The 15,771-nt window shown below is 66.8% G+C and carries 14 protein-coding genes; 7 read left to right on the top strand and 7 right to left on the bottom strand.

Translation table 11 applies throughout. The annotated features are described in order from the left end of the window. Positions 1-3: 3 nt before the first annotated feature. From RD110_RS04565 to RD110_RS04545, 5 genes are read left to right on the top strand one after another with little or no spacing between them, the layout of a single operon-like run. Positions 4-741 (top strand): MtnX-like HAD-IB family phosphatase, encoded by a 738-nt coding sequence (locus RD110_RS04565; RefSeq protein ID WP_076204374.1) that lies wholly within the window; start codon positions 4-6, stop codon positions 739-741. Between the two features lie 16 nt (positions 742-757). Next, positions 758-1,687, top strand: coding sequence for an alpha/beta hydrolase (locus RD110_RS04560; RefSeq protein ID WP_083686098.1), 930 nt, complete (start codon positions 758-760; stop codon positions 1,685-1,687). After that, positions 1,684-2,058, top strand: a complete 375-nt coding sequence (locus RD110_RS04555; RefSeq protein WP_076197128.1) for a DMT family transporter — start codon at positions 1,684-1,686, stop codon at positions 2,056-2,058. The genes RD110_RS04560 and RD110_RS04555 overlap by 4 nt, the downstream gene beginning before the upstream one ends. Further along, positions 2,055-2,483: a DMT family transporter gene (locus tag RD110_RS04550; protein ID WP_076197126.1), complete on the top strand. Its 429-nt coding sequence runs from the start codon at positions 2,055-2,057 to the stop codon at positions 2,481-2,483. Before RD110_RS04555 ends, RD110_RS04550 begins: the two co-directional genes overlap by 4 nt. Beyond that, on the top strand, positions 2,467-3,720 hold the full coding sequence (locus tag RD110_RS04545; protein ID WP_076197124.1) for a DegT/DnrJ/EryC1/StrS family aminotransferase: 1,254 nt from the start codon (positions 2,467-2,469) through the stop codon (positions 3,718-3,720). Before RD110_RS04550 ends, RD110_RS04545 begins: the two co-directional genes overlap by 17 nt. Positions 3,721-3,870: 150 nt before the next feature. On the opposite strand, the gene glgX is transcribed toward RD110_RS04545, so the two are convergent. The 7 genes from glgX to RD110_RS04510 all read right to left on the bottom strand — a co-directional run bounded on the left by glgX (position 3,871) and on the right by RD110_RS04510 (position 12,421). Further along, on the bottom strand, positions 3,871-6,018 hold the full coding sequence (gene glgX / locus RD110_RS04540; protein WP_076197122.1) for a glycogen debranching protein GlgX: 2,148 nt from the start codon (positions 6,016-6,018) through the stop codon (positions 3,871-3,873). Between the two features lie 31 nt (positions 6,019-6,049). Then, positions 6,050-7,345 carry a zinc-binding metallopeptidase family protein gene (locus RD110_RS04535; protein ID WP_076197120.1) on the bottom strand — a complete coding sequence of 432 codons (1,296 nt, stop codon included), beginning with the start codon at positions 7,343-7,345 and terminating at the stop codon, positions 6,050-6,052. 123 nt (positions 7,346-7,468) lie between these two features. Next, the gene (locus RD110_RS04530; protein WP_076197118.1) at positions 7,469-8,002 is read right to left on the bottom strand and encodes a hypothetical protein; all 534 of its coding nucleotides are present in this window, start codon (positions 8,000-8,002) and stop codon (positions 7,469-7,471) included. A gap of 150 nt (positions 8,003-8,152) precedes the next feature. Further along, positions 8,153-9,037, bottom strand: a complete 885-nt coding sequence (locus tag RD110_RS04525) for an arginase family protein (protein ID WP_239467169.1) — start codon at positions 9,035-9,037, stop codon at positions 8,153-8,155. Next, complete coding sequence (locus RD110_RS04520) at positions 9,034-10,104, bottom strand: GNAT family N-acetyltransferase (RefSeq protein WP_076197116.1); 1,071 nt, start codon at positions 10,102-10,104, stop codon at positions 9,034-9,036. Before RD110_RS04520 ends, RD110_RS04525 begins: the two co-directional genes overlap by 4 nt. Positions 10,105-10,118: 14 nt before the next feature. Continuing rightward, positions 10,119-11,486, bottom strand: coding sequence for an aspartate aminotransferase family protein (locus tag RD110_RS04515; RefSeq protein ID WP_076197114.1), 1,368 nt, complete (start codon positions 11,484-11,486; stop codon positions 10,119-10,121). Between the two features lie 137 nt (positions 11,487-11,623). After that, the gene (locus tag RD110_RS04510) at positions 11,624-12,421 is read right to left on the bottom strand and encodes a transglutaminase-like domain-containing protein (protein WP_076204370.1); all 798 of its coding nucleotides are present in this window, start codon (positions 12,419-12,421) and stop codon (positions 11,624-11,626) included. Between the two features lie 147 nt (positions 12,422-12,568). On the opposite strand from RD110_RS04510, the gene RD110_RS04505 reads away from it, so the two are divergent. Together RD110_RS04505 and RD110_RS04500 are read left to right on the top strand one after the other, a co-directional pair. After that, positions 12,569-13,279, top strand: a complete 711-nt coding sequence (locus tag RD110_RS04505; protein ID WP_076197112.1) for a phosphoglycolate phosphatase — start codon at positions 12,569-12,571, stop codon at positions 13,277-13,279. 293 nt (positions 13,280-13,572) lie between these two features. After that, a complete protein-coding gene (locus RD110_RS04500; protein ID WP_076197110.1) occupies positions 13,573-15,756 on the top strand; it encodes a catalase in 2,184 nt (727 codons plus the stop codon). The last annotated feature ends 15 nt before the right edge of the window (positions 15,757-15,771 follow it).

The following is a 15,771-nucleotide window of genomic DNA, read 5'->3' as shown; positions in this document are numbered from 1 at the left end:
GCCATGCACGCTTCCAGACCAAAGGTCTTCGCCATCCGCCCCGCCGCCGCGCCGTCGCGCCCACCGGGCTGGATGGTGCAATGCGATTTCGACGGCACCATCAGCATCGACGACGTGACCGACACGCTGTTGCAGCGGTTCGGCCGCCCCGGCTGGCAGGCGCTCGAGAACGCCTGGGAGGCCGGTGAGATCGGCTCGCGCGAATGCATGAAGGGCCAGGTCGCGCTGCTCGACATGAGTGCGGCCGAACTCGACGCCCACCTCGACAGCCTGCCGATCGACCCCCATTTCGCTGCCTTCGCCGCCGCCGCGCAGCGCCAGGGCATGCCGGTGCAGGTGGTCAGCGATGGCATCGACCATGCCATCCGCCGGGTGCTTGGCCGACACGGCCTGGGCCACCTGCCGGTGCTGGCCAACCACTTGGTGCAGACCGGCGAACGCGGCTGGCAACTGCAGTCGCCACATGCCAGCGCCGCCTGCGTGCGTGCCAGCGGCAACTGCAAATGCGAACGCCTGGCCGAGCAGCAGGCCCAGCACGGCAAGGTGCTTTTCGTGGGCGATGGCAGTTCGGACTTCTGCGTCTCGGGCAAGGCCGATTTCGTACTGGCCAAGGCCAGGCTGATCGGCTACTGCGAAGACAGGCAGATCGCGCATGCGCCATTCGTCGATTTTCGCGATGCCTTGGCGCTGATGGCAGAGATCACCGCGCCGATGCCGATGCTGGCGGGTCTGTCGGCATGATCTGCAGGACCATGCCATGAGCCTCGAAGTCTGCGTCACCCGCAATGAGTTCCTGCTGCCCGGCCACGGCCCGCATGCGCGCACCGGCGTGTTGCTGTTGCACGGCCTCACCGGCACGCCCAATGAGATGCGCCTGCTCGGCAAGGGCCTGCAGCGCGCGGGCTTCACCGTCTACGCGGTACAGCTCGCCGGCCACTGCGGCAGCCAAGACGACCTGCTGGACACCCGCTGGCAGGACTGGGCCGAGACGGTGCACGCCGGCGCCCAGCGGCTGCGCGGCGAGGTCGACCGGATGCTGGTGATGGGCCTGTCGATGGGCGCGGTGCTGGCCCTGGAGCTGGCCATCGCGCGGCCCGATCTCGTCGACGGTGTGGGCGCCCTGTCCACCATGTTCCGCTACGACGGCTGGAGCATGCCGTTCTACACCCGGCTGTCTTTTCTGCTGCGGCCGTTCCGCTGGCTCGGCATCGGCCGGCGCAGGCTGTTCCTGGAGCAGCCGCCCTACGGCATCAAGGACGAAGCGTTGCGCAAGCGGGTCGTGGCGCAGATGCTGTCGGGCGACAGCGCGGCCGCCGGCCTGCCGGGCAATCCCTGGTATGCCGTGATCGAGATGCGTGCGCTGGCCGACCATGTGATGCGCCGGCTGGATCGGATCACCGCGCCCTGCCTGGTGGTGCATGCGAGCGAAGACGACGTGTCGAGCCCGGCCAATGCGGAACTGGTGGCGCGCCGGGTGAGCGGGCCGGTGGAGATGGTCTTGCTGCACGACAGCTACCACATGATCACCATCGATCGCGAGCGCCGGGTGGTGACTTCGCGTGCCGTCGAATTCGCCGCGCGGATCGCCGATTCGGCGGACGCCGTCGCACCGCGCGCCAACGCCATCCACACCGCAAGAGCCACGGCACCGAATGCCCGGCCTTCGACCGACTCCCTCATGGCATGACCGGCAGCGAACTCACGCCCCTGGTGGCCACCCTGTGGGTGCTGAATGTGCTCGTCGACAGCGGTGGCCAGCTCGCGTTCAAGGCCGCGGCCGGCGACCCGCGCGCCGGCGACGGCCTGGCGCGCTGGGTGTGGATGGCGCGCCGGCCATGGTTGTGGATCGGCGTGGGTTGCTACGTGGCCGAGTTCCTGCTGTGGTTGGCGTTCCTGTCGCTGGTGCCGCTGTCCGAAGGCGTGCTGCTCGGCTCGATCAACATCGTGGCCATCATGCTCGCTGGTCGCTACCTGTTCGCCGAAAGGCTCTCGCCGCTGCGTGTCGCCGGCATCCTGCTGATCTCGGTCGGCGTGGCCATCGTGGGCTGGCAGGGATGAAGCGTTTCTATGCAATCGGCTTCCTGTTGCTGATGGCCTTCGACACACTGGCCCAGCTGAGCTTCAAGTTCGCGGGCGCGCAGGCGCTGCCGCTCGAATTCAGCCCGGCCTGGCTATTGCGGGTGTTCGGCCAGCCCTGGATCTACGGCGCCTTCGTGGGTTACATGGGCGCGTTCTTCACCTGGATGACGCTGCTCAAGCACGCACCGATCGGCCCGGCGTTCGCGGCCTCGCACCTGGAAATCATCTCGGTGCTGCTGCTGTCGTCCTGGCTGTTCGGCGAACACATCGGCTGGGCGCAGGCGCTGGGCGGCCTGTTCATCCTCGCCGGCATCGTCTGCCTGGCCTTCAGCGAGGAAGAGGCGCCCGGCGCCGCGGAACCCACGCTGCGCACGGCGGCAATGGCCGATGAGCCGGCCCGGTAGGCACCGCTTCGAGGTGCCGCCGACCGCCGGCCTGCCGCTGCGGCTGGCCGACCTGGCTTGGCCACGTGGAGCGGCCGATGCGGACCTCGGCGCGGCGCTGGCGCAATTCATCGGTGTGGAAGCGGTGCAGATCGAGTGTTCGGGCACGGCTGCGTTGACGGTGGCACTGACGGCCCTCCAGCGCCTCGCACCCGAACGTACCGAAGTCGTGGTGCCGGCCTACACCTGCCCGCTGGTGGCCCTGGCCGTGGCGCGCTGCGGACTGCAGTTGCGCCTGTGCGACCTGATGCCGGAGGCTCTGGACCTTGATACGGGTCATCTCGCCCGGCTGTGCCATGCGCGAACGCTGGCCGTCATGCCCACCCATCTCGGTGGCCGGGTCGTGGATGTCACCGGGCCCCAGGCCTGTGCCCGCGCCGTCGGCGCCTGGACCATCGAGGATGCGGCCCAGGCGCTGGGCGCACGCACCGGCGCGGGCGCTGCCGCCGTCAGCGTGGGCACCCGCGCCGACATCGGTTTCTTCAGCCTGGCCGCGGGCAAGGGACTGAGCATCTTCGAAGGCGGCGCGCTGCTGGTGCGCGATGCGGCACTGCGCGAAGCCTGCCGCGCGGCCAGTGCCAAAGTGGCGCCCAGGCACATCGGCTGGGAACTGCGGCGCTCAGCCGAACTGCTGGGTTACGCCCTGTTCTATCGGCGTGGTGGCCTGGGCCTGGTCTACGGACGGCCCCTGCGGCAGGCCTTGCGCCGTGGTGACCTGGTGGCTGCGGCCGGCGACGATTTCGCACGGCCGTATCCCCTGCACCGCCCTGGCCGATGGCGCCAGGCGGTGGGCGTGAAGGCCTTGGCGCGGTTGCCGGATTTTCTGGCCGAGGGCAATACACGTGCAGCACAGCGGCGTGTACGGCTGGCCGGCATCCCAGGTCTTCAGGTGCTGACCGACAGCGTGGCGGTGCCGGGTGCCGACGGTACTTGGCCTGTGTTGATGGTGCTGATGCCGACCGCCGCGCAACGCGATGCCGCCTTGCAGGCCCTATGGGGTGCAGGGCTGGGCGTCAGCCTGCCATTCGTGCAGTCATTGCCCGACTACCCGCAATATGCCGACGTCGTCCCCAGCGCCGCGCCGCAGACCCTGCCGAACGCGCGATCGCTGGCCAGCCGTGTGCTGGCGGTGAGCAACAGCCCGTGGCTGGAAGACGAACGGTTCGAGGAAATTCTCCGTGTGCTCGCCGCCCGTTGAGGCTTCGAGGCTTCAAGCCCCTCGTTGGGGCTGAGCCCGTCGAAGCCCTTGGCTACCTCCGCAGACACTCCAACAAACTCAGTGCGAACGGGAGGCGTTGCCGCAGCCTGCGTAAAACGACCCGTTCAGTGCGGATGAAGATGCAGACCATCAAGAGGACTGCTGCGTGGCCAGGAAGACCAGCGTGGATCGCCCCGTCACCAGGTAGGTGTCCTCGCAGGAGAACACCGGCGCTTGCGCTTCTTCCTGGTCATCCCAGTCGGCCGTGTCGACCAACCGGGTCCAGGCCATCCCTTCGTCGCACTTGGGCAAGGCGAATTCCACGGCGTCGTGGTAGGCATTGAACACGAGCAGCACGGTGGCGTCGGAGCCGCGGCGCACGATGCCCGAAGTCTGCGCACGGCCGTCCAGCAGCACGCCGAAACACAGGGTACGCGGATCGTCCCAGTGTTCGGGCATCATCTCGCCGCCGCCGGGGTTGAGCCAGCTCACGTCCTTCACCCCGAGTTCCTCGTTCCAGGCGCCGATGAGGAAGCGGTGGCGGCGCAGGATCGGCTGCTGCTTGCGCAAGCTGGTGAGCTTCTGCACGAAACGCGTCAGCGACCGGCCGGCCTCGTCGATCTGGTCCCAGTTCACCCAGGAGATCTCGTTGTCCTGGCAATAGGCGTTGTTGTTGCCGTGTTGCGTGCGGCCGAATTCGTCGCCGGCAAGCAGCATCGGCGTGCCCTGCGACAGCAGCAGCGTGGCCAGCAGATTGCGCTGCTGCCGGGCGCGCAGCGCCAGGATCTCCGGGTCGTCGGTCGGGCCCTCGACACCGCAGTTCCACGACCGGTTGTGCGAATGGCCGTCACGGTTGTCCTCTCCGTTGGCGGCATTGCTCTTCTCGTTGTAACTCACCAGGTCGGCCAGGCAGAAGCCGTCGTGCGCGGTGATGAAGTTGACACTGGCCCAGGGCCTGCGGCCGCGGTGGTTGAACTTGTCGCCGCTACCGGTAAGACGTTGTGCCAGTGACGCGGCCGTGCCTTCTTCACCCTTCCAGAAGTCGCGCACGTCGTCGCGGAAGCGGTCGTTCCACTCGGCCCAGCCCGGCGGAAAGCCGCCGACCTGGTAGCCACCTGGGCCGATGTCCCAGGGCTCGGCGATGAGCTTCACGCTGGACAGCAGCGGGTCCTGCCGGCAGCTGTCGAGGAAGCCGCCACCTTCGTCGAAGCCATGCGCCTCGCGTGCAAGGATGGTGGCCAGGTCGAAGCGGAAGCCGTCGACGTGCATCTCCGCCACCCAGTAGCGCAGGCTGTCGGTCACCATCTGCAGCACCCGTGGATGGCTCAGGTTCAGGGTGTTGCCAGTACCGGTGTCGTTGATGTAGTAGCGCTTGTCGTCCGGCATGAGCCGGTAGTAGCTCGCGTTGTCGATGCCCTTGAAGGACAGCGTCGGCCCCATCTCGTTGCCTTCGGGCGTGTGGTTGTAGACCACGTCGAGGATCACCTCCAAGCCCGCATCGTGGAAGCTGTCCACCATGGACTTGAACTCGTCGATGTTCGGCTCCGCGAAATAGCGCGGGTCGGCCGCGAAGAAGCCGATGGTGTCGTAGCCCCAGTAGTTGGTCAGGCCTTTCTCGGTGAGGAAAGGCTGGTTCAGAAAGGTCTGGATCGGCAGCAGTTCGACACTGCTCACGCCCAGGGCCTTGATGTGCTGGATCACCTCCGGATGCGCCAGGCCGGCGAAGGTGCCACGCTGGTTTTCCGGCACCGCGGGGTGCTTCTTGGTGAACCCGCGCACATGGGTTTCATAGAACACCGTCTGGTCCCAGGGCACACGCACACCGAGAGGTTGCTTCCATTCGAAGCGGGAATCCACGACGACGCATTTGGGCACGAAGGCCGCGCTGTCGCGTTCGTCGAAGCTCAGGTCGCCATCCTCATGCCCCACGGTGTAGCCGAAGATCTCGTCGCACCACACGAGTTCGCCGACGTGAGCCTTGGCGTAGGGGTCGAGCAGCAGCTTGTTGGGGTTGAAGCGATGGCCCTGCGCGGGCTCGTACGGTCCGTGCGCACGGTAGCCGTAACGCGTGCCCGGCTTCAGGTCGGGCAGGAAACCGTGCCAGACCTCGTCGGTGTATTCGGGCAAGGCCACGCGGCCGATTTCCGTCTTGCCCTCTTCGTCGAACAGGCAGACTTCGATCTTGGTGGCATGCGCCGAAAAAATGGCGAAGTTGATGCCGCGGCCGGTGTAGGTGGCGCCTCTCGGATAGGGCGTGCCCTCCTCGATGCGGCTTGTGTCGATGGTGGTGCTGGTCATGGCTGCCGTTCTTTAGATGGAAAGGGGGACGTCAATCGGTCTTGACGGGAGCGGCTTCAATGGTCTGCACGGGCTGGGCGGCCGGCGCAGAAGGCGCGGAGGATTGCGACTGCGACTGCGACTGAGATTGCGACGGCGCGGGTGCGGCCTGCGTCGGTGCCTCGGGCACCACGCCGGTGCTGGCCGAGCGGATAACCTCGTGGATGAAATGCAGCTTGCCGATGGCCTCACGCGGCAGCACGAAGGGGTAGTAATCAGGCTGGCCCATGCTGCGCGTCAACTCGTTGAGCACCGAGGTCAGCAACACCCACGAGTTCAGGAACCGCAGGAAGTGCTCGGCGTTCGGATCGTCCGGCTTCCACAGGTCATCGAGCGTGTAGGGGTCGCTCTCGATGTCCACGCTGTTCGCGTCCAGGCCGAAACTCACGGCGGTGTCCACGGTGTCGGCCATATGCAGGTAATGGGCCCAGGTCTCCGCCCAGTCCTCCCAAGGGTGGGTGGTGGCGTAGGACGTCACATAGTGCAGCGGCCAGTCCGCCGGCGGGCCTTCCTTGTAGTGGCGCTGCAGCGACTCGGCATAGTCCACCGTTTCGTCGCCGAACAATTCGCGGCAGGGCGCCAGCCAAGCCGTGTCCTTCACCAGCCGGTCCCAGTAGTAGTGGCCGATCTCGTGGCGGTAGTGACCCAGCAGCGTGCGGTAGGACTCGTGCATGGCGGCGCGGATCTTCTCGCGCTCGGCATCGTCGGCCTCGGCGATGTTGAGCGTGATCAGGCCTTCGTCGTGGCCGGTCAGCACCGCAGGACCGCCCGGCACGTTCTCCAGCAGATCGAAAGCCAGGCCGTTGGGCCGCTCCAGCCGGGTCTCCACCGGCAGGGCCAGCGACAGCAGCTGCGAGAGCAGCCGGCGCTTGGCGATCTCCAGCTTGCGCCACAGTTCCTGGTTGACGGGGCTGCTCATGTCCGGAATGGTGCGAGTCAGCGTGCACGCCAGGCAGAACCCGGGTGTGAGATTCTCGGGCGCGTGCGGGTGTTCGGCCGTGCCCGCGGGGATGAGCCAATTGCAATTGGACGCCGTGGCGAAATTGGCGCAACGCTGGAACAGCGGCGTGGTCGGCTCGGCGGCGACAGCGGCGTCGCGTGCGAGCACCCAACGTTCAGGCTGGGGCGCGGGTTCGATGGCCAGCATCGTCCGGCCCTCGACGTGATAGCCCAGTTGGCGGGCGCAATTCAGGCACTGCGTGTTGCGCAGGAAGATGGCTTTGTTGCAGGCGCAACGGTAAGAGCGGCTCGTGGTGGGGCCGAGGGCGGTGGCCAGTTCGTCGTTCATGTTGGGGTCAGCGCAAAATGAACGAAGTATGTTGGTGGACCGTGGATGGCGCCGTCAGCCGCCGAGCGCAGCACGCGTAAGACATGGCCGATAGGTGCCGCCCATCCGCAGCTTGGGCACTTTTCAGCCAACGGCGTGGAGGAACTCCATCTCGAAATACGCGCCCCTGTCTTCGTCCAGCGCCACCCGGGCCGCACCGACATGGGCGAGGCGCTCCATGGTCAGCAGCCGCGCCATGCTGGCAGCCTCGCGCCAGCGCCTGCCGGCCTCGGACCGGGGCGCGTCGACCCATGCGCAATGGTGGCGAAACAGCGCGTCGGCACCGCCGAGCCGTTGCCGCATGGCTTCGCCGAAGATGTCCTCGGCCAGGCTGCGTTCGCGGGCACTCAATTGCGGCGCATCGCGCAGCACGGCCCGGCAGACCACGCCGGCGCGTGCGGTGTCGACGGCGGCCGCGGCACCGAACATGCGGGCAATGTCGGCGTAACGTTCGTCGGCCGAGACAGGGCGGTGCAGCACGTCCAGGCATCGGCTGGCCACCAGCTGCATGAAGCCGACCATCTGCGGCGTGGCGTGGCCGAAGCTGCTGATCAGCCCTGCTCGCCTGGCCAGATCATCGGCGAGCGCCTGGATGGAGGGCTTTGGCATGGAATGCATGGAAACTCCCTCATCGTGTTGTGTTGGAGGTCTGCGCGCTCGGCGCGCTCTGCCCGTTTTTCGCCAATATGCCTCAAAGCCGAAGATCGGAAAAGTAGGCGAGGGCCGCGCCTGGGCGTGGGCCTGGCCCGTGCACCTGGCGCTGGGCGTTCAGGAGTGCGCCGAGTCCAGCCGGCGAAGCAGCCGCAGGTTCAAAGCGTGCTGGCCATCCTGCCAGAGCGCGAGTTGCGCCGGGTCAATCGCCGTGTCCTGCCCGTCCTGTGCGCTGAGCCAGCGTTTCCAGGCCGTGTGGTAGCGGTAGGCAGACACCTCGCCCGTCACATCGCTGCCGACCAGTTGGCCGCGCAGCGCGTCGATCACCGCCATGGCCTGGGCCTCCAACAGGCCGCCCTGGTCCCAATTGGTGCGCACCACCTCGGGCGCGAACACATCCTTGTCGATCGACAGGTAGGTGGCCTGCCTCTCGCGCTGAAGCAGCGCCACCAGGGCATCGGTGAGCGACTGTGCGTCGGCGAAGTTGCGGAATGCGCGCGCGAGCCCGAGCCAGCGCGCCCAGCCTGTGTCGACGCCCACGCTCCAGTAGCTGAGCTTGCCCGCAAGGAGCGGTGCGAGCTGGTTCTCCCAGGCGTGCCGCCAGCCGATGTCGCCCGAACAGATGCCGGCGACGATCACCTCGCGAACCTCGGGCATCAGCGCCACGCGGCGCACCCAGGAGCCGCAATGCACACCGAACGGGAAGCGCATGTTGTCGGGATGGTTGTCGAGCACCACCACCCGCAAGGGCAGGTCCGACGCGCGAGCGCGCACATGGTGGGCGATCAGCGGCCAGCTCAGGTGGTGAAAGTCGCCACTGCCCATGAACACCGTGCCGTGTTGCGCAGGGAGATGCAGGTCGAGCCAGTCCTTCAGCGACTGGATCGCACCCAGGCCGCAGCCGAAGCGCAGCGCCTCCTGCCGGTCCTGCAGGGCCAGGCGTTGGGCACCGGGCAGTGCCCCCACGGCGCCATCGAGGTCGAGCACGACAGGTGTGTTCACACCGAGGCTTCCTGCCAGGCCCGGTCGCCCTCGAAATGGCCGGCAAAGCGCCTGGCCAGTCGGCGCAAAACGGGGTTGCGCACATACACGGCATGCCGCGTGAAGGTGAAACTCGCGCCGAGCTGGGCCTTGACCTCGGGATCGGTCCAGCCGGCCACGTAGTGCGTTAGCCGGCGTTCGATCGCGTATTCGAGGTTGACCATCCAGCTCACGAAATACAGGTTGCAGGCGCGCGCCTCGGGGTAGCGAAAGCCGATGTATTTGTCGACGAGCTTGCCGCCGGCTTCGAAACAAAGGTTCCATCCCACGAGCACGCCGGCCTGCCGGTATTCGAAGACCACGCCGCCGCTGGCGCCATCGCGCAGCACGGCGGCGAAGAAATCGCGCGTGAGCTGGTCGAAATGGATGTCGCTCTGTGCGAAGACCGCGCCGTACAACGCGTAATAGGCATCGACCACGGCATCGTCGGCGAAGCAGGCACTGCCCGTGGGCAGCCGGGTGATCTGCAGAGCGGCACGGCTGCGTAGCTTGCGCCGCAGGTTCTGCCGGCGGCTCGCGGACAGGCGGCGCAGGTAGGTGTCGACGTCTTCGAAGTCGATGGCCACATAGGCCAGCGCCTGGCCTTCGACCAGCACGAAGCCCGCGTCCATGCAGGCCCGCAGCAGGGCCTCGGCGCGCGCGTTGTCGGCCGCGCCCAGCAGCGGCGACACGCCAGGCAGATCCTTCACGATCAGCAGGCGGAAGTCACCGCCCCAGCGGCGCAGCAGGCTCTGCACCTGGGCCGTGGCCGAACCGGTGTGCGGCAACAGCGCGTATTCCGACACCGTGGTGCCGACGAAGGCGGTCCGGATGCGCAGCCAGCGCGACCAGTAGCGAAACAGCGGCAGCGCCGCCGCACGCCGCTTCAACGCCGGCTCGGCCGTGGTCAGCAGGTCGAAGGCGGCGCTGAATGCCGGCGCCGCGGCACCGGCCGGTCCTCCGCCTTCGAGCAGGGCGAAGCCCTCGGGCGGATGCACGGCGAAGGCCTTGATCAGCCCGTCCGGCTCAAGCTGGCATGCGAACAGCACCGCCGTCTGACGGCTTAGCTGCGCTTGGCTCGCGTGATGAGCTGGTCCAGCAGGACCATGGCTTCATCGATCTCGGGGCGCGAGATTTCGAGCGACGGCGCGAAGGTGATGACGTTCTTGTAGTAGCCACCCACGTCGAGCACCAGGCCGGCCTTGTGGCCCTTGTATTCGAGGTCGCCGGACAGGCCGATGTCGACCATCTTGTCCAGCAGCGCGCGGTTCGGTGTGAAGCCGTCTTCCGTGCAGATCTCCGCGCGCAGCGCGAGGCCCATGCCGTCGACGTCGCCGATTTCCTTGTGGCGCTTCTGCAGCTCCTTGAGGCCTTCAAGGAAGTAGGCGCCGCTGTTGCGCACCTTGGCGCCGTAGTCGATCTCGGCCGTCATCTTCAGCACCTCGAGGCCCAGCGCCGTGCCCAGCGGGTTGGCCGCAAAGGTCGAATGCGTGGAACCCGGCGGGAAGATCTGCGGGTTGATCAACTCTTCGCGCGCCCACAGGCCGCTCAGCGCGTTCAGGCCGTTGGTCAGCGCCTTGGCGAACACCAGCACGTCCGGCTGCACGCCGAAGTTCTCGATGGCCCAAAGCTTGCCGGTGCGCCAGAAACCCATCTGGATCTCGTCGACCACGAGCAGGATGCCGTGTTCGTCCAGCACCTTCTTCAAGCCCTTGTAGAAGTTGGCCGGCGGTACGACATAGCCGCCCGTGCCCTGGATCGGCTCCACGTAGAAGGCCGCGTATTCGCACTGGCCGGTCTTCGGGTCCCAGACGGCGTGGTATTCGTTTTCGAACTTGCGCGCGAATTCCCGCACGATGGAATCGGAATATTCCTCGGCCGTCATGCCCTTCGGGCGGCGGAAGGGATAAGGAAAGGGGATGAACTGCGCGCGGTCGCCGAAGTGGCCGAAGCGGCGGCGGTACCGGTAGCTCGAGGTGATGCTCGAAGCACCCAGCGTGCGGCCGTGGTAGCCGCCTTCGAAGGCGAACATCAGGCTCTTGCCGTTGCTGGCGTTGCGCACCACCTTCAGCGAATCCTCGATGGCCTGCGCGCCGCCCACGTTGAAGTGCACCCGCCCCGGCCGGCCCCACTTGGCCTCGGCGTCCTGCGCGATCCACTTGGCGAGTTCGATCTTGGTCGGGTGCAGGTACTGGCTGGCGATCTGGGGCAGGGTCTCGAGCTGGCGTTTCATCACGTCTTCGAGACGCTTGTTCTTGTAGCCGAAGTTGACCGCCGAATACCACATCTGCAGATCGAGATAAGGCGTGCCTTCGGCATCGAACATGTAGCTGCCATCGCAGCCGGCAAAGATCTTGGGCGGGTTCACATAGTGCACCGTATCGCCAAAGGAACAATATTTCGCCTCGTCGGCCAGCAGCTCAGCAGTCATGGAAGGACAACTCCAAATTTCAAGACTTCGGAGTGTGCGCCGGCAACCTTGATCGCGTGTCGAGCGTTTGTGTGGGCTTCGTGGAGAGACGCCGACCCGGCCGATCGGCCGGCACCGAAAGGCGCCTGCTGCACCGCTTAGAAAAGCGGCTGCCCGTTGTCCAGTTGCACCCAGGCGGTGAGCGACTTGGTCGACAGGCCGGCATAGTTGGAGATGAAAGCGACATCGGCCGCGTCCCGGCCATAGGCCACGACGATGCGCCCGCCCCTGGGCTGGTCCTGCGTCGCGTCAAAGGTGTACCAGCGGCCATCGATGTACGCCTCGAACCAGGCGTGCAGGTCCATGGGGTCGAGTTGGTACAGGTAGCCCACCACCATGCGCGCGGGTATGTGCAGCGCCCTGCAGAAGGAAATGCCGATATGGGAAAAATCGCGGCACACGCCCGCGCCTGCCTCCAGCGTGTCCATGGCATCGGTCGTGGCCTCGCTCACGCCGTAGCGGTACGCGATGTGCTGGTGCACCCAGGCCCGGATCGCCTCGACCTGGGCGTAGCCCGCAGGCAGGTGACCGGCGATCTGCTGAGCCTGCTCGCTCATCTTGTCGCTGGGGCAGTAGCGGCTTTGCAGCAGGAACTGCAGTACGTCCGACGGCATGTCGCTGACAGGCGTGGCCGGCGCATTCGGCTCGACGGCGATGAATTCGTCGGTCTCGACGATGGCACTCCAGCGAATGCGCATCGGCCCCGGCGCGATCTCGAACCGCTGGCACAGGTTGCCGTAGGTGTCCACATACTCGGTGGGCCGCACGGGCGGGTCAAATTGGTAGCTCTCACTGGCCAACCACTGCGCCAGGCCGCTGCGGGGGCGCAGCATGGCCACGGTGGGGCAAGGCTCGGAGGCTTCCAGGGTGAGGTCGCAGCCGGCAAATAAACGCATGGATTTTTCCTGGAAAGAAGAAGGATGGCAGGTCGGGACCGGGCCCTTGGCCTGCATTGTGTTGGCCGCCCCCGGACAGCCATGTAGGCGAAGGCCCCGTCCGGGGCTCTTTAGAATTCGCAGGATTTGCACCGACCACTGCCCACCATGTTCAATGTTGCTCTCCAGTCCCCGCGCCAACCCTTTCAGGCGGCCATCGTCGATCTGGACGGCACCATGGTCGACACGCTCGGCGACTTCTCGGCGGCGCTGAACCTCATGCTGCAGGATCTGTCGCTGCCGCCGGTGGCCGCGTCCAAGGTCGAGACCATGGTCGGCAAAGGGTCCGAACACCTGATCCGCGCCGTGCTGCACCACGTGCAGGCCATCGCGCCACAGAGGCAGGCACCGGCAGGCTCGGAAAGCCTGTACGACGCAGCGTGGGCCAGTTACCAGCGGCACTACCTGGCCATCAACGGCCAGTTCTCCAGTGTCTACCCGGGCGTGACCGAGGGTCTGGAAGCCCTGCAGGCGCGCGGCTGGCGCCTCGCCTGCCTGACCAACAAGCCGAGCGATTTCGCCCGTCCCCTGCTGGCCGCCAAGGGCCTGGCCGGCTACTTCAGCCAGGTCTTCGGTGGCGATGCCTTCGAGCGCAAGAAGCCCGATCCGCTGCCGCTGCTCAAGACCTGCGCGGCGCTGGGCGTGGCGCCGCCGCAGACGCTGATGGTCGGTGATTCGGCCAACGACGCGCAGGCCGCGCGCGCGGCGGGCTGCCCGGTGGTGCTGGTGACCTATGGCTACAACCATGGCGAGCCGGTGCGCGGGGTGGATGCCGACGCCTATCTGGACAGCCTGGCCATGCTCGCCGACCTGCCCTGAGCACCCACGGCGCTCGACGGCGCGCACGGCGTCAGCATCATCCTACCGGCATCCCCTGGCCTGTCCCACAGACTGCGGCATCGTCGGGCTACGTGGCCTCTGCCCGCCCCCTCCTACGCTTGGCGAAAGCCGTGAATCGACCGCGGCGCATTCAATTTCGCAACTGAGGGGAAAACCATGGACTGGATCGTGTGGATGGTGGCGGGTGGCGTGGGTGTGACGGCCCTGGTGATGGTGGTCAACGCCATCGAATGCTGCGTCGACGTGTCCTGACCGCATCGCGAAGGAACTTCATGCCCCTCCCGAAAAATGGCCGCGGCGGCAATGGCGCGCGCGGCAAGGCCACCGACGGTGCACTCGACAAGGAGAAGCAGATGGCCGCTTCGTCGGCCGACGCCGCCACCGTGCTGACGACCAACCAGGGCCTGCAGATCCCTGACAACCACAATTCACTGAAGGCAGGTCCGCGCGGGCCGACGCTGCTCGAAGACTTCATCCTGCGCGAGAAGATCACGCATTTCGACCACGAGCGCATTCCCGAGCGTGTGGTGCATGCGCGCGGCTCGGCGGCGCACGGCGTGTTCCAGGTCTACAAGTCGCTCTCGCGCTACACGCGCGCCGATTTCCTGCAGAACCCGGATGCGCGCACCCCCGTCTTCGTGCGCTTCTCCACCGTGGCCGGTGCACGCGGCTCGGCCGACACCGTGCGCGACGTGCGCGGCTTCGCCGTCAAGTTCTACACGCAGGAAGGCAATTACGACCTGGTGGGCAACAACATGCCGGTGTTCTTCGTGCAGGACGCGATGAAGTTCCCCGACCTGATCCACGCCGTCAAGCCCGAGCCGCACCACGAGATGCCTCAGGCCGCCAGCGCACACGACAGCTTCTGGGACTTCGCCTCGCTGATGCCCGAGACCACCCACATGCTGATGTGGGCCATGAGCGACCGCGCCATCCCGCGCAGCCTGCGCATGATGGAAGGCTTCGGTGTGCACACCTTCCGCCTGATCAACGCGCGCGGCGAAGCGCACTTCGTCAAGTTCCACTGGAAACCCAAGCTCGGCCTGCACAGCCTGGTGTGGGACGAGGCGCAGAAGATCGCCGGCAAGGACGCAGACTTCCACCGCCGCGACCTGTGGGAAGCGATCGAGGCGGGCAACTTCCCCGAATGGGAACTCGGCATGCAGGTCATCGAGGAAGGCAAGGAACAGAGCCTGGGCTTCGACATCCTCGACGCAACCAAACTCATCCCCGAGGAGATGGTGCCGGTGGAGATCGTCGGCAAGCTCACGCTCAACCGCAACCCCGACAACTTCTTTGCCGAAACTGAGCAGGTGGCCTTCCACCCGGGCCACCTGGTGCCCGGCATCGATTTCAGCAACGACCCGCTGCTGCAGGGCCGGCTGTTCTCGTACACCGACACGCAGATCTCGCGCCTGGGTGGTGCGAACTTCCACGAGATTCCCATCAACAAGGCGGTCTGCCCGTTCCACAACTTCCAGCGCGACGGCATGCACCGCCAGACCGTGGACCGTGGACGCGCGAACTACGAGCCGAATACGCTGGGCGCGGGCGGCGCGGAGTTCCGCGTGGACGGCGGCAGCAACGGCTTCCAGGTGCATCCGGAACCGATGGAATCCCCGAAGTTCCGCGGACGCAGCCCTTCGTTCGACGACCACTTTTCGCAGGCCGCCCTGTTCTGGCACAGCCAGAGCGCGGCCGAGAAGGAACACATCGTGGCGGCGTTCCGCTTCGAGTTGTCCAAGGTGGACACCCCGGCCATCCGCCAGCGCGTGGTGGACAACCTCGCGCACGTGGACGCCATGCTGGCCAAGAAAGTGGCCGCGCCACTGGGTATCGATGCGCCCGACGCACGCGCCGCGGCGGGCCGCGCCGGCTTTCGCGATGTCCGCATCCAGCTGCCCATCGAGGAATCGTCCGCACTGGCGATGGCGCGGCCTCCGGGAAAGGGCATCCCGACGCGCAAGGTGGCGGTGCTGGTGGCCGACGGCGTGGAGATGCTGGGCCTGCGGCCCCTTCTTCAATCGCTCAAGGACGCGGGTGCCATCGTCAAGACCGTGGCGCCGCAACTGGGTCAGGTGGCCACGGCCACGGGACGGCAATTGCCCGTGGACTTCACGCTGGCCAATGCGCCTTCGATCATGTTCGACGCGGTGCTGGTTGCGGGCGGGCCCGACAGCGTGGCCACCCTGGCTGGCATGGGTGACGCCGTGCACTACGTGCTGGAGGCCTACAAGCACTTCAAGCCCGTGTGTGCCCTCGGCGACGGCGTGCGGCTACTGCAGGGCCTGGGCATTGCCGCGGGCGCCGACGCCAAGGCGCTGGCCGTGCATCCGGGCGTGGTGCTGGGCGCCGGCTCGGCCGACAGTGCGCCAGAGACCGCCCAGGCGTTCATTCAGGCCATCGCCGCCCACCGGCATTGGGATCGGCCCGGTGCGGCCGCAGTCCCTGCCTGAGCCGATTCAGTTCAG

The organism is Rhodoferax koreense (assembly GCF_001955695.1).
In the GTDB taxonomy this organism is placed as follows: Bacteria; Pseudomonadota; Gammaproteobacteria; order Burkholderiales; family Burkholderiaceae_C; genus Rhodoferax_B; species Rhodoferax_B koreensis.
This window is presented reverse-complemented; position numbering and strand designations above follow the sequence as displayed.

Excerpts from the sequence above, each read along its gene's own strand:
- RD110_RS04510 (WP_076204370.1), bottom strand. The coding sequence starts at position 12,421 with ATGCGTTTATTTGCCGGCTGCGACCTCACCCTGGAAGCCTCCGAGCCT.
- RD110_RS04505 (WP_076197112.1), top strand. The coding sequence starts at position 12,569 with ATGTTCAATGTTGCTCTCCAGTCCCCGCGCCAACCCTTTCAGGCGGCC.
- RD110_RS04545 (WP_076197124.1), top strand. The coding sequence starts at position 2,467 with ATGAGCCGGCCCGGTAGGCACCGCTTCGAGGTGCCGCCGACCGCCGGC.
- RD110_RS04555 (WP_076197128.1), top strand. The coding sequence starts at position 1,684 with ATGACCGGCAGCGAACTCACGCCCCTGGTGGCCACCCTGTGGGTGCTG.
- RD110_RS04500 (WP_076197110.1), top strand. The coding sequence starts at position 13,573 with ATGCCCCTCCCGAAAAATGGCCGCGGCGGCAATGGCGCGCGCGGCAAG.
- RD110_RS04515 (WP_076197114.1), bottom strand. The coding sequence starts at position 11,486 with ATGACTGCTGAGCTGCTGGCCGACGAGGCGAAATATTGTTCCTTTGGC.
- RD110_RS04560 (WP_083686098.1), top strand. The coding sequence starts at position 758 with ATGAGCCTCGAAGTCTGCGTCACCCGCAATGAGTTCCTGCTGCCCGGC.
- RD110_RS04535 (WP_076197120.1), bottom strand. The coding sequence starts at position 7,345 with ATGAACGACGAACTGGCCACCGCCCTCGGCCCCACCACGAGCCGCTCT.
- RD110_RS04565 (WP_076204374.1), top strand. The coding sequence starts at position 4 with ATGCACGCTTCCAGACCAAAGGTCTTCGCCATCCGCCCCGCCGCCGCG.
- RD110_RS04550 (WP_076197126.1), top strand. The coding sequence starts at position 2,055 with ATGAAGCGTTTCTATGCAATCGGCTTCCTGTTGCTGATGGCCTTCGAC.
- RD110_RS04530 (WP_076197118.1), bottom strand. The coding sequence starts at position 8,002 with ATGCATTCCATGCCAAAGCCCTCCATCCAGGCGCTCGCCGATGATCTG.
- glgX (WP_076197122.1), bottom strand. The coding sequence starts at position 6,018 with ATGACCAGCACCACCATCGACACAAGCCGCATCGAGGAGGGCACGCCC.